This window comes from Hydrogenophaga sp. UC242_53, from assembly GCF_042696965.1.
Lineage (GTDB): Bacteria > Pseudomonadota > Gammaproteobacteria > Burkholderiales > Burkholderiaceae_C > Hydrogenophaga.
In genome coordinates this window covers 758663-770891 of record NZ_CP170552.1, presented here as the reverse complement: position 1 = coordinate 770891, position 12229 = coordinate 758663, and the positions used below count along the sequence as shown (strand labels likewise).

At 68.7% G+C, this 12229-nt stretch carries 10 protein-coding genes and 2 pseudogenes; 2 read left to right on the top strand and 10 right to left on the bottom strand.

Features of this window, described 5'->3' with window-relative positions:
- Positions 1 to 3: 3 nt before the first annotated feature.
- The 4 genes and pseudogenes from ACFJI0_RS04035 to ACFJI0_RS04020 form a co-directional block, all read right to left on the bottom strand.
- Positions 4 to 276: a hypothetical protein gene (locus ACFJI0_RS04035; RefSeq protein WP_382323519.1), complete on the bottom strand. Its 273-nt coding sequence runs from the start codon at positions 274 to 276 to the stop codon at positions 4 to 6.
- Positions 276 to 1307, bottom strand: coding sequence for a TRAP transporter substrate-binding protein (locus tag ACFJI0_RS04030; protein ID WP_382160680.1), 1032 nt, complete (start codon positions 1305 to 1307; stop codon positions 276 to 278). Before ACFJI0_RS04030 ends, ACFJI0_RS04035 begins: the two co-directional genes overlap by 1 nt.
- A gap of 53 nt (positions 1308 to 1360) precedes the next feature.
- Positions 1361 to 2941, bottom strand: coding sequence for an indolepyruvate oxidoreductase subunit beta family protein (locus ACFJI0_RS04025; RefSeq protein WP_382323518.1), 1581 nt, complete (start codon positions 2939 to 2941; stop codon positions 1361 to 1363).
- Positions 2942 to 2944: 3 nt separating this feature from the next.
- A pseudogene (locus ACFJI0_RS04020) lies at positions 2945 to 5093 on the bottom strand (thiamine pyrophosphate-dependent enzyme).
- 122 nt (positions 5094 to 5215) lie between these two features.
- On the opposite strand from ACFJI0_RS04020, the gene ACFJI0_RS04015 reads away from it, so the two are divergent.
- Together ACFJI0_RS04015 and ACFJI0_RS04010 are read left to right on the top strand one after the other, a co-directional pair.
- Complete coding sequence (locus ACFJI0_RS04015) at positions 5216 to 6148, top strand: LysR family transcriptional regulator (protein WP_382323517.1); 933 nt, start codon at positions 5216 to 5218, stop codon at positions 6146 to 6148.
- Positions 6149 to 6161: 13 nt separating this feature from the next.
- Positions 6162 to 6962, top strand: a complete 801-nt coding sequence (locus ACFJI0_RS04010) for a 2-keto-4-pentenoate hydratase (protein ID WP_382323516.1) — start codon at positions 6162 to 6164, stop codon at positions 6960 to 6962.
- Here the strand turns inward: ACFJI0_RS04010 and ACFJI0_RS04005 are convergent.
- The 6 genes and pseudogenes from ACFJI0_RS04005 to ACFJI0_RS03980 all read right to left on the bottom strand — a co-directional run.
- Positions 6959 to 7462 (bottom strand): deaminase, encoded by a 504-nt coding sequence (locus ACFJI0_RS04005; protein ID WP_382323515.1) that lies wholly within the window; start codon positions 7460 to 7462, stop codon positions 6959 to 6961. The two genes, ACFJI0_RS04010 and ACFJI0_RS04005, sit on opposite strands and share 4 nt — an antisense overlap.
- Complete coding sequence (locus tag ACFJI0_RS04000) at positions 7459 to 8379, bottom strand: ABC transporter permease (protein WP_382325499.1); 921 nt, start codon at positions 8377 to 8379, stop codon at positions 7459 to 7461. Before ACFJI0_RS04000 ends, ACFJI0_RS04005 begins: the two co-directional genes overlap by 4 nt.
- Complete coding sequence (locus tag ACFJI0_RS03995; protein WP_382323514.1) at positions 8379 to 9482, bottom strand: ABC transporter permease; 1104 nt, start codon at positions 9480 to 9482, stop codon at positions 8379 to 8381. Before ACFJI0_RS03995 ends, ACFJI0_RS04000 begins: the two co-directional genes overlap by 1 nt.
- A complete protein-coding gene (locus ACFJI0_RS03990; RefSeq protein WP_382323513.1) occupies positions 9472 to 11061 on the bottom strand; it encodes an ABC transporter ATP-binding protein in 1590 nt (529 codons plus the stop codon). Before ACFJI0_RS03990 ends, ACFJI0_RS03995 begins: the two co-directional genes overlap by 11 nt.
- A gap of 36 nt (positions 11062 to 11097) precedes the next feature.
- On the bottom strand, positions 11098 to 11868 hold the full coding sequence (locus ACFJI0_RS03985; protein ID WP_382323512.1) for a BMP family ABC transporter substrate-binding protein: 771 nt from the start codon (positions 11866 to 11868) through the stop codon (positions 11098 to 11100).
- Between the two features lie 28 nt (positions 11869 to 11896).
- Positions 11897 to 12184: pseudogene (locus ACFJI0_RS03980) on the bottom strand (BMP family ABC transporter substrate-binding protein); the annotation flags it as partial.
- Positions 12185 to 12229: the final 45 nt, after the last annotated feature.

Here is a 12229-nt window from a genome sequence, read left to right as displayed (position 1 = left end):
CGCTCAGGGCGGTGGCGCAGCAGGTCCATGCGGCGCTGGCCCTTGGGGCCCAGGTGCTCCCACACGATGTCCACGCCGATGTGGGTGCCGTAGTAAGTTGCGCAGGGCGATGCCCCAGAACATCGCGATGCCCTGCAGCATCTGCGTGCCGTCGAACCAGTCGGGAATCTGCATGCTGAACGCATAGCGCAGCAGCACGTTGCCGGCCGTCAGCAACGCGATCAGCAACAGGAACAGCGCGGCCACCGTCTCGATGGCCGAGAACAGGCGCTTCATCAGCTGCCGGCTTTGCGGTTCGCCAGTTCCTTGCGCAGGTCATCCAGCGCGGCCTGGCCCTTGTTGCCGGCGGCGTCGGCGGCCTTCACCCACTGGGCGTACACGGGATCCACCGCCTTCTTCCACACGTCGAGCTGCGCGGGCGAGATCTTCACGATGGTGTGGCCCGGCGTCTTCTCCAGCTTGGCCTGGCCCGAGTCTTCCTCATCGCCCCAGGCGCCGCCGACCTTGCCGGCCCATTCGTTGTTGCAGTGGTCGTCGATGACCTTCTTCTGGCCGGCCGCCAGCTTGTCGTACCAGGGCTTGTTGAGCACCCACACGAAGTCGGAGGCGTAGAAGCGCATGTCGCTGTGGAACTTGACGGCCTTGTCGATGCCGAAGGACACGATGGAGTTCCAGGGGAAGGTGATGGCATCGGCCACGCCCTTGTCGAGCGCGTCGCGCGACTCGGGGGCCGAGACCTGCACGTTGGTCGCGCCCAGCAGCGTCATGGTCTGGGCCACGGTGCCGTTGGCCGAGCGGATCTTCATGCCCTTCAACTGGCCGGGTTCGGTGATCGGCTTCTTGGCGTGGAAGGTGCCGATGTGCACGTGCGCGAAGCAGAACTTCACGTCCTTCATTTCGGTGGCGGCGTAGGAGCGGTACCACTGGTCCAGCGCGGCCGAGCCGGGGCCGGGCTTGCCGATCAGGAAGGGCAGTTCACCGGCGGCGATCATGGGGAAGCGGCCGGCCTGGTAACCCGGATTCACCCAGGTCATCTCGGCGATGCCGTCGCGCGCCATGTCGTAGTGGTCGGCGGCCTTGCCGAGCTGCTGCGCCGGGAACAGGGCGACCTTGATCGAGCCCTTGGACGCCGCTTCCACCGACTTGGCCCAGGGCTCGAAACCGAGCTTGGCCAGCGGGTGCGAGGCCGGCAGCCAGTGCGCGAACTTCAGCTCGACCGCCTTGTCCTGCGCCTGCGCGATGGCCGCGCCCAGCAGAAGGGTTGCCATGGCAACAGCGCGCAAGGAAGTCTGGATCGGGTTCTTCATCTTTGTCTCCTGGTTGTTGAGGTTTTTCAAGAAAGGTCGCATGGTGCAGGCATTCATGCGTGAGGGGTGACCGTGGTTTCCCGGGGTGGGGCCTTCGCGGCCCAGAACACGGGCTGCGCCTTGGGGCCGGGCGCGGCGCGGTGCGCCTGGTTGAGCTTGCCTTCGGGATCGGCGAGCGTGGTCCGCAGGGCCTCGCGCAAACGGGGGGCGACCTGCTCGGCGTCGGCGGTGCCACCGAGCACCGGCGCCACGTGCATGGCCCACAGGCGCGCGTAGTTCTCGCGGCCGCGCACCTGCGTGTCGCCATAGCCCTTGAGCACCTGCGGCAGGCCCGCGAGCACCAGCGCCAGCGCGGGCGACTGCCGCAGCACCTGGCGCATGGCGGCGAGCCACACGCCCAGCGTTTCGTGCTCCTGCGCGTAGCGCAGCGAACGCGGCCGCAGCGGGCGCAGCCAGGCCAGGCTGCGCAGCATGAGATAGCCCCAGAGGCTGGTGGAGCGGATGTGCAGGCCCACATGGGCCTTGCCCATCCAGCCGCGCTTCGTGGCCAGCGCCACCAGCCACTGCCCCAGCGCACGCGGCAGCACCGCCGCCACTTCGTCCACACCCGGCTTGAAGTGCTCGGTGACGCGCACGATGTCGCCCGGCTTGGCCTGGGCTTCGCTCGCCACGCGCGCGTAGCGGCTGCGCCGCGTCTTGAGGTCGGCGACGCGGATCACGTCCTCGAAGCACATCCACAGCGCGAGGTGGCGCACCGCCTCTTCCAGGGCTTCGCTGGCGGCAGGTGGCGTCGCGTCCACCAGGCCTTGCACATGGTCGAAGAAGGTCTGGGCGTAGCGGTCGTTCTGGTAGTCGCGGCAGCGCAGCGCGCCGTGCGCGGCGAGCAACTGCACGGCGGGCGGCCAGGTCTGCAGGCGCACCATCCACTCGCCCTGCAACACGGACGGCAGCTGGGCATCGGCCAGCACCTGCAGCGCGTCTTTCGACACTTCGGCGGCGGGAATCGAAGGTTGCGCGGCCTCGTCGAACGCAGCGGCAAAACCGGCCAGGCTGGCCTGCACGCCCTTGCCGGATTCGCGGATCACGTCCTCGCACACGCTGCGCGGCCAGGGCAGCACACCGGCGCCGGCGAGCGCGCCGAACATCACGGCGGAGACCACGGTGCCGGTCTTCACTGTCACGGCTTCCATGTCGAACAGCACCGCATGGCGCGCCAGCGCACGCGCGGCATCGGCCAGGCACTGCGGGTCCTGCCGGCCGTCGGCCATGTGCATCTTCTCCACCGTGGTGTAGACGCGGTGCGTGGACGCGATCAGCGTGGTGCGGCCGGTCACGAAGCCGCGCTCGACCATGCGAGCGGCTTCCAGCAGCTCGCTGGCCACCAGCACGTCCACGCGGCCGGCCACCGGTGTGAGGCCGAACACGGGATGGGCCGACCCGCTCACGGGTTCGCGCAGCAGCTCGATGTAGTAGCTGGTGGCGCCGGTGCGCTGCGCCACGCCGGGCACCGAGGTGGCCTGCACCGGCAGGCCGTGGCGGCGCGCGCACTGCACCAGCCAGTCGGCCAGCACACCGCCGCCTTCGCCGCCGAGCGCGGCGATCAGGATGCCGTAGGAGTTGTCTTGTGGGGTCATGGCTCAGGCCGGCTGCAGCAGGCCGATGAAGAAGCGGTTGAAGCGGTCGGTGAGGCGGTCCCACCAGCTGGGGTGCGTGACGATCTCGATCTTGTGGAACGAGGGGCACAACACGGCGGCGTCGGCCACCTCGCCGCACAGGCCGCAGCCCACGCAGCCGTTGGTGACGTGCGCCACGGGTTCGCGCCGCAGCGGATCGTTCGTGGGTTTGACGGTGAGCGTGGGGCAGCCCGAGAGGCGGATGCAGGAGTGGTCGCCGGTGCAGGTGTCCTCGTCCACACCGTAGCGCGTGCGCACGCTGCGCAGGCCTTCCTTGAGGCGGCGCGCGCGGGATCGGCTTGAGGCGGCGCTGGCGTTCGAGCTGGCACTCGCCTTCGGCGATCACCACCTTGAGGCCCTTGAACGGCGAATTCACCGCCTCCTTCAAGACATCGCGCACCTTGGAGACGCGGTAGTTGTGCACCGTCTTGACCCACTTCACGCCCATGCCCTGCAGCGTGTTCTCGATCGTCATCTCGTCGGCCGTGGCGCTGGAGCCTTCGGCCACGCGCTTGGCTTCGGAGGCCGGCGTGGACATGGTCTCCTGCGTGCCGGTGGCCGAGGTGTAGCCGTTCTTCATGATCACCAGCACGCCGTCGCCCTGGTTGAGCAGGGTCGAGCTCACGCCCGAGAGCAGGCCGTTGTGCCAGAAACCGCCGTCGCCCATGATGGCGATCGGCCGCTTGGCCGAGAAGTTCTTCACCGCCGCGCTGGACGCCATGCTCATGCCGTAGCCGAGGATGGAGTTGCCGAACGAGAACGGTTCGAAGGTGGCGAAGGAATGGCAGCCGATGTCGGTGGAGATGTGCAGCTTGCCCACCTCGCGCTCGACCAGCTTGAGCGCGGCGAACACCGGACGCTCCGGGCAACCGGTGCAGAAATTGGGTGGGCGCGCGGGCACGCCGCCGCCGAGTTCGGCCAGCGCGCGCTCGCGCACCTCGGCCAGCTCGGTGCTGAAGGTGGTCGCCGCGGTGGTGTCCAGCGTGGGCAGGTGCTCGCCCACGAAGGCCGTGAGGCCTTTCAGCAGGATCTCGGCCGTGTACTCGCCGCCCATGGGCAGCAGGTCCTTGCCGTGCAGGCGGGTCTGCAGGTCGGCGCGGCGCAGCTGCGTGGCGATGTCCTGCTCGATGAACTCGGGCTGGCCCTCCTCGATCACCAGCACCGCGCGCTTGCCGGCGCAGAAGGCGGCGATCTGCTCGGGCACCAGCGGGTACACCACGTTGAGCACCAGCATCGGAATGTCGCTCTCGCCCGTGCCATTGGCCAGGCCGGCCTGCTGCAGCGCGCGCATGGTGGTGTTGTAGAGCCCACCCTGCACGATCAGGCCCACCTCGCCGTGGCGCCCGTCGAAGTGCTCGTTCAGGCCCGCTTCCTCGATGAACTTGCGCGCCGCCGGCATGCGCACTTCGTACTTGTGCTTCTCATGGCGGAAGGTGGACGGCGGGTGCGAGAGGCGGTCGTAGCTGAACGAGGCCGCCTCCTGTTGCAGCAGGCGGCTGGAGATGGCGGGCGCGATGTTGTCGCTGGCCACGAAGCTGCCCTGCACGTGGCAGGCGCGGATGCGCAGCTCCATCATCACCGGCGTGTTCGAGGCCTCGGAGAGTTCGAAGCCCTTCTCGACCATGCGCACGATGGTCGGCAGGTTGGGGCGCGGGTCCATGAGCCAGAGCGCGGACTTCATCGCGAAGGCGTGCGTGCGCTCCTGGATCACGCTGGCGCCTTCGCCGTAGTCCTCGCCCACCACGATCAGCGCGCCGCCCATCACCCCCGGCGAGGCCAGGTTGGACAGCGCGTCGGACGCGACGTTGGTGCCGACCACCGATTTCCAGGTGACCGCACCGCGCACCGGGTACATGATGGACGCGGCCAGCATCGCGGCCGCCGAACTCTCGTTCGTGCAGGCCTCGACGTGCACGCCGAGTTCGTCCATGTAGGGCTTGGCCTGCACCATCACATCGAGCAGATGGGAGATGGGTGAACCCTGGTAGCCGCCGACGTAGGTGACGCCGGACTGCAGCAGTGCCTTGGTCACTGCCAGAATGCCTTCGCCGTGGAAGGTCTCGCCGTGGCCCAGCTTGAGGGCCTCGATTTCGCTGTGGAATGAACGTTCCAACCGTGGGTCTCCTGTCGTTATGCCCGGCAATGTAGGCGCCCCATTCCCATCTGACAAATGGATTGATCTGATGTGGTGTATTCACGGCATGGATAATCAGGGCCAACCCTGAGAGGCTCGCCATGAACTTCCGCCAACTCGATCTCAACCTGCTGCGCGTGCTCGGCGCGATCCACCGCACCGGTTCGGTGACGGCGGCCGGCAAGGCGCTCGCGCTCTCCCAGCCCGCCACCAGCAACGCCCTGGCGCGCCTGCGCGACTACTTCAAGGACGACCTGTTCGTGCGCTCGCCCGGCGGCCTGCAGCCCACGCGCCTGTGCGAGCGCGTGGCACCCGAGGTGCAGGCGCAGTTGCAGATGCTCGAAGCCCTGGTGAGCGTGCGCGACGACTTCGACCCCGCGCGCAGCGAGATGCGCTGGCGCCTCTCGCTGTCGGACCTGGGCGAGATGATGTTCCTGCCGCCGCTGGCGGCGGCCCTGCGCCAGCAGGCGCCGCAGGCGCACGTGACCAATGTGTCGGTGGCGGCGGAGGACGTGCCGGCCGCGCTCGAATCGCGCGACATCGACTTCGCCATCGGCATCCTGCAGCCGCGCCACCGCGGCGTGCGCGCCGAGCTGTTGTTTCGCGAGCACTACGTGGCGCTGACCTCCTCGAGCTGGCGTCCCGCCTCGGGGCCGGCGGGGCGCACGCTGAGCGCCCGCCAGTTGTCCGAGGCCTCGCTGGTCGTGGCCTCGCCCACCGCCACCTTCCACGGCAGCGTCGAAAAGATGCTGGTGCGCATGAAGCTCTCTGAGCGCATCGTGCTGCGCGCGCGGCACTTCGGCGCCCTGCCCGAGCTGGCGCTCAACACCGACCTGCTGACCATCGTGCCGCAGATGTACGCCGCCAACCTCGGCCAGCGCCACGACCTGCGCGTGTGGGAACTGCCGCGCGCGGCCGCGCCCAGCTACGAGGTGCGCCTGGTCTGGCATGCCAGCACCGCGCAGGACCCGGCGCACCAGTGGATCCGCGCCCAGGTGCACCGCCTGTTCGGGCGCGCCGACACCAGCGCCTGACTATGATGGGCCCATGAACCCGCAGACCCTGCTCGACCACCTGGACCAGGGCCGCCTCTGGCCCGCCCCGCTCAGCGCGCAAGCCGGCTTCGATCTGGACGCCGCCTACGCACAGGCCCTGGCGGTGCGCGACCTGCGCCTGGCGCGCGGCGAGCAGCCGCGCGGCTACAAGGTGGGCTTCACCAACCGCACGATCTGGGCACGCTACAACGTGTTCGCGCCGATCTGGGGCACGGTGTGGGACACCACGCTGACGTTCTGCGAGGGCGAAGGCCGTGTGTCGCTCGAGCGCAGCTGCCAGCCTCGCCTGGAGCCCGAGACCGTGTTCGGCCTGAAGGCCACGCCCGCGGCGAACGCCACACTGGACGATCTGTTCGACGCCCTCGACTGGATCGCTCCGGGCTTCGAGATCGTGCAGTCGCACCTGCCCGACTGGAAGTTCCTGCCGGTCGACACCGTGGCCGACGGCGCACTGCACGCGCATTTGCTCGTGGGCCGGCGCGTGGCCTTGAGCGGGCTCGCGAGGAACGCCGACGAACTCGATGCGCTGCTGGCCAACGCCGGTGTCACGCTGCTCAAGAACGAAGAACCGGTCGAACTGGGCCAGGGCAGCAACGTGCTCGACAGCCCCTTGCGCGCGCTCAAGCACTTCATCGACACCCTGCGTGCCTGCCCCGGCGCGCCCGATCTGCGGCCCGGCGACGTGGTCACCACCGGCACCTGGACCGACGCCTGGGCGGTGCGGCCCGGCGAGCGCTGGTCGGCGCGCTTCACACCTCCCCTGCCCTCCCTCACGGTGGATTTCACCGCTTAGGACGGCGCGTCCCAGAAGCCGGCATGCGGTGCAGCTGCCTCTTCTTCCAGCAAGGGGCCGATCACCTCGATGGCGCGCTGGCCGCGCGCGAACACCTCGCGGCAAGGCAGCGAGAAAGTGGGGTTCTCGGGGTGGTCACCGGTCAGCCCCAGCAAGGCGTGCTCGGACAGCGCGTACACCACCCGGCCGATGCCGGTCCAATAGACCGCGCCGGCGCACATGCAGCAGGGCTCGGCGCTGGTGTAGAGCGTGCATTGCGCCAGTTCCTGCGGCATCAGTTGCCGCGCGGCCAGGGCGGCGGCGGCCAGCTCGGCGTGCTGGGTCGGATCGCCTTCGGGTGGCATGGAATTGTTGCCCGCGCTGGAGACGACCCGCCCCTGGGCATCGGCCACCAGGGCCGCGAACGGGTGGCGCCCGCGCGCACGCGATTGCGCCGACAAGGCGATCGCCTGGCGCAGCAACTCGATGTCGGCTTCAGAGGGATTCGTGTTTGGGTTCATGACGCGGGACGGAAGGACAGGCCCAGCGAAGCGGGCGTGTTGAGGCGGATGCGCAGCGCATTGCTGGAGATGACCACCAGCACCACCACGGTGGCCAGGTAGGGCAGCATGGACAGCAGTTGAGACGGTATCGCCACGCCACGGCTCTGGGCGAACAGCTGCGCCACCGTGATGCCGCCGAACAGGTAGGCTCCCAGCAGGATGCGGCCCGGCCGCCAGGTGGCGAACACCACCAGCGACAGGGCGATCCAGCCCCGCCCCGCGGTCATGCCCTCGACCCACATGGGCGTGTACATGACGGCGAGAAAAGCACCCCCCAGGCCGGCCATGGCACCACCGAACAGGGTGGCGAGATAACGCACCCGGTTCACCGGCAGGCCCAGGGCATGCGCGGACGAAGGCGATTCGCCCACCGATCGCAGCTTCAGCCCGGCACGGCTGCGGTAGAGAAACCACCACACGGCAGCGAACAACATCCACGACAGGTACACCAGCGGCTGGTGCTGGAAGAACAAGGGGCCGATCACCGGCAGCGCCGCCAGGCCGGGCAGCGCCCAGACCGGCTGGGTGGGCAGGACGATGTTGACGTAGCTCAGGCCCGCGTAAGCGCTCAGGCCGACGCCGAAAATGGACAACGCCAAGCCGCAGGCCACCTGGTTGGCCATCAGCGTGAGGGTGAGAAAGGCAAACAACAGGGACAGCACCATGCCGGCGAGCACACCGGCCACGACGCCGATCCACAGGTTGCCGCTGGACGAAGCCGCCGCGAAGGCCGCGATGGCGCCCACCAGCATCATGCCTTCGACACCGAGGTTGAGCACACCCGATTTTTCGGTCACGAGCTCCCCCAGGGCCGCGAAGGCGATGGCGGTTCCCGCACCGATGGTGGCGACCACCACGGGCAACAGCAAGTCGATCATGCAGGGACTCCTTCACCCGCCGGCCGAGGCGCCGGCAGGACCGGACGGACCACACGCAGGCGGTAGTTGATGAACACATCCGTTCCCAGCAGGATGAACAACAGCATGCCCTGGAACAGACCGGTGATGGCGGCGGGCAACCCCAGGCTCATCTGCGCGGCTTCTCCACCCAGATACAGCAGGGCCATGAGCAGGCTGGCCAGCACGATGCCCACCGGGTGCAGCCGGCCGACGAAGGCCACGATGATCGCGGCGAAACCGTAACCGGGCGAGACCACGGGCAGCAGCTGCCCGATCGGCCCCGCCACCTCGCCAACGCCCGCCAGGCCGGCCGCCACGCCGCCGGCCAGCATGCCCACCCACACGGTGCGCTTCGCATCGATGCCCGCGAACAGGGCCGCGGCACCCGACAGGCCCGCCACGCGCATCTGATAGCCCAGGATGCTGCGGCTCATGAAGACCCACACCAGGCCCACCACCGCCAGCGCGACGAAGAGGCTGGCGTTGAAACGCGTGCCCTCGATCAGGATGGGAAACAGCGCGCTCTGGCCGAACATGATGGTCTGCGGGAAGTTGAAGCCGTCGGGGTCGCGCCACGGGCCATAGACCAGGAAGCTCAGCACGAGTTGCGCCACGTAGGTCAGCATGAGGCTGGTCAGGATCTCGTTGGCGTTGAAGCGGGTGCGCAACACGGCCGGGATGGCGGCCCAGAGCGCCCCGCCCACGGCGCCGGCCAGCATCATGGCCGGCAGCAGCCACACACCCTGAGCGCCATGGAAAAGAACCGCCAGCCCCCCACCCGCGATGGCGCCCATCACCAATTGGCCTTCGGCGCCGATGTTCCAGATGTTGGCGCGAAAGCCCACGGTGAGGCCGGTGGCGATCAGCATGAGCGGCGACGCCTTGAGCGCCAGCTCACCCAGGCCGCCCAGGCTGCTGACGGGTGTTACGAACAAGGCCTGGAACGCCGCCAGCGGGCTGTGCCCGAGGTACAGGAACATCAGGCTGCCGATGACCGCCGTCAGCGCCAGCGCCACCAGCGGAGAGCCATAGCGCATCACCGCCGATGGTGCCGCGCGCGATTCGAGCTTAAGCCGCATGGCGTTGCTCCTCCCATGAGGTGTTCAAGGCGGCGGGGGCCTCGGCGCCGGGCCACAGCCCGCTCATCCACAAACCCACCTCTTCCACGTCGGTCCCGTCGCGCGCACGGACGGGCGAAAGCCGGCCCCCGGCCATCACGCACAGCGTGTCGCAGATCTCGAACAGCTCGTCGAGATCGTCCGAGATCACCAGCACGCCCACACCGGCGTCGCGCAGCGCGATCAGCGAACGCCGGATGAAGGCGCAGGCCTGCACGTCCACCCCCCAGGTGGGCTGCGCCACCACCAGCAGGCGGGGCGACAGCAGGATTTCGCGGCCCACGATGAACTTCTGCAGGTTGCCGCCCGACAGGCTCTCCGCCGGGGCCTGTCCACCGCCGCACTTGACGTTGAAGTCCACGATGCAGCGCCGCGCGAACGCCGTGATCGCAGGGGTGTCCACCAGACCGTTCCGGACGAAGCCCTTGGCATGGGCGGTCAACAAGGCGTTTTCGGTCAGCGACATGGCGGGCACGGCGCCCCGCCCCAGCCGCTCCTCCGGCACGAAACCGAGGCCGGCGCGGCGGCGCTCGGCCGGTGGCAGGTGCCCGGCCGGCGTGTCCAGGATGCGGATCGCGTCGGCGCGCCGGCACAGGGCTTCGCCCGAGAGCAGGCGAAGCAACTCCTGCTGCCCGTTGCCCGAGACGCCGGCAATGCCCAGGATTTCTCCGGCGTGGACCGTCAGGCCAACGTCGCTGAGGTCGGTGCCGAAGGGGTCGTCTGCGGGCTGGCTGAGCTGGTCCACCACCAGCACGGGGGCGCCGCGCACCGCCGACCGGGTGCCAGGCTGGCACGGGCTGACGTCCTCGCCCACCATGAGGCGCGCCATCGTGACCTCGGTTTCGCGGCGGGGGTCGCACCGCCCCACCACGCGGCCGGCCCGCAGCACGGTCGCGCCATGGCACAGCGCCCGGATCTCGTGCAGCTTGTGGCTGATGTAGAGGATGCTGCAGCCGCCCTCGGCCAGCTGCCGCAGCGTCTCGAACAGCTTGTCCACCGCCTGCGGCGTGAGCACCGACGTGGGCTCGTCCATGATGAGCAGCTGCGGGTTCTGCAGCAGACAGCGGATGATCTCCACCCGCTGGCGCTCCCCGACCGAGAGCGAATGCACATGGCGCCCGGGATCGACCGCCAGCCCGTAGCGCTGCGAGATCGCTTCAATGCGCCGTGCCAGGTCCACCAGATCGGGCCGGCCGGGCAGACCGAGCGCGGCGTTTTCGGTCACGGTCAGCGTCTCGAACAGCGAAAAGTGCTGGAACACCATGCCGATGCCGAGCGAACGGGCGTGCGCCGGATGGGCGATCCGCACCTCCTCGCCGTTCCACCACAGGGTGCCGGCGTCCGGTTTCACCGCCCCGTAGATGCACTTCATGAGCGTGCTCTTGCCAGCACCGTTCTCGCCGAGCACGGCATGGATCTCACCGGGTTCGACGGTGAGATCCACCTTGTCGTTGGCGACGATGGCCGGATAGGCCTTGGTCAGGCCGCGCAGCTCCAGACGGGGCGCGCGGGCACGGACGATGGTTTCGAGTGGGGTCATGGGTCTTTGTGTCCTTGGGGCAGCGAGGCGGTCGCGTCAGCGCCGCGTGGGCAGGCGGCCCTGGATGCCGGCACCGAGCCAGTCGATCTTGCGCAGTTCGTCGTCGCTGGGCACCACGCCGGCGGCCACGCGTTCCTTGCCATCCTGGTCAAGAATCGGCCCCACGAAGGGATGGAAGCTGCCCGCCTTCATCTCCGCTTCCTTGCGCACCAGCAGCGCCTTGAGGTCGGTCGGCAACGAGGGGTTCAAGGCCACCATGCGGATCACCCCCTCCTTCGCACCCAGCCATGCATTGCCGGGCTTCCAGCTTCCGTCGATCACCGCCCTGGTGATGTCCACATAGGGATTCGACCAGTCCAGCAAGGCACAGGAGAGTTGCGCCTTCGGCCCGTACTTGGACATGTCGCTCTGCCAGGTCACCGCACCCACGCCGCGCTCTTCGGCCACCTGCACGGCGACGGGCGAAGACAGCACCGAGGTCAGGATGTCCGCCCCGTCGCTCAGCAGGGCGTTGGCCGCCTCGCGCTCGCGGCCCGGGTCGTACCAGGTGTTGAGCCAGACGATGCGCACCGTGCCTTTGGGGTTCACGCTGCGCATGCCCTGGATGAAAGCGGTCAGGCCGAGCACCACCTCGGGCACGGGCAGCGAGGCGATGTAGCCCACCACGCCGCTCTTGCTCATGTGCCCGGCCACCACGCCGTTCAGGTAGAAGCCTTCGTACACGCGCGCCGAGTAGACGCCCATGTTCTTGCTCGTCATGAAACCCTGCGCGTTCATGAAGACCGTGTCGGGGAACTGGGCGGCCACCTTGGCCGATGGGGTTCATGTAGCCGAAGGACACGCCGTAGATCAGCTTGGTGCCGCTTTGCGCCAGTGTGCGCATCACACGCTCGGAGTCGGCGCCCGTGGGCACCTGCACGTACTTGGTCTTCACCTGCGCACCGAGCTTCTGCTCGATCGCCAGGCGCCCGTTTTCATGCTGCCGCACCCAGCCCACATCGCCGATGGGGTTGTCGTAGAGGAACGCGACCTCCAGGGGCGCCTTGCCCTGTGCGCGAAGAAGTCCAGGCGCGGCCGCCAGGGATGCGAGCGAGAGAACGGCCGATCTGCGGGATGGGTTCATGATGGGTCCTTGGTGTCGTTGAAGTTCCATGGGCGAGAGCGTCAC

Excerpts from the sequence above, each read along its gene's own strand:
- ACFJI0_RS04035 (WP_382323519.1), bottom strand. The coding sequence starts at position 276 with ATGAAGCGCCTGTTCTCGGCCATCGAGACGGTGGCCGCGCTGTTCCTG.
- ACFJI0_RS04030 (WP_382160680.1), bottom strand. The coding sequence starts at position 1,307 with ATGAAGAACCCGATCCAGACTTCCTTGCGCGCTGTTGCCATGGCAACC.
- ACFJI0_RS04025 (WP_382323518.1), bottom strand. The coding sequence starts at position 2,941 with ATGACCCCACAAGACAACTCCTACGGCATCCTGATCGCCGCGCTCGGC.
- ACFJI0_RS04015 (WP_382323517.1), top strand. The coding sequence starts at position 5,216 with ATGAACTTCCGCCAACTCGATCTCAACCTGCTGCGCGTGCTCGGCGCG.
- ACFJI0_RS04010 (WP_382323516.1), top strand. The coding sequence starts at position 6,162 with ATGAACCCGCAGACCCTGCTCGACCACCTGGACCAGGGCCGCCTCTGG.
- ACFJI0_RS04005 (WP_382323515.1), bottom strand. The coding sequence starts at position 7,462 with ATGAACCCAAACACGAATCCCTCTGAAGCCGACATCGAGTTGCTGCGC.
- ACFJI0_RS03995 (WP_382323514.1), bottom strand. The coding sequence starts at position 9,482 with ATGCGGCTTAAGCTCGAATCGCGCGCGGCACCATCGGCGGTGATGCGC.
- ACFJI0_RS03990 (WP_382323513.1), bottom strand. The coding sequence starts at position 11,061 with ATGACCCCACTCGAAACCATCGTCCGTGCCCGCGCGCCCCGTCTGGAG.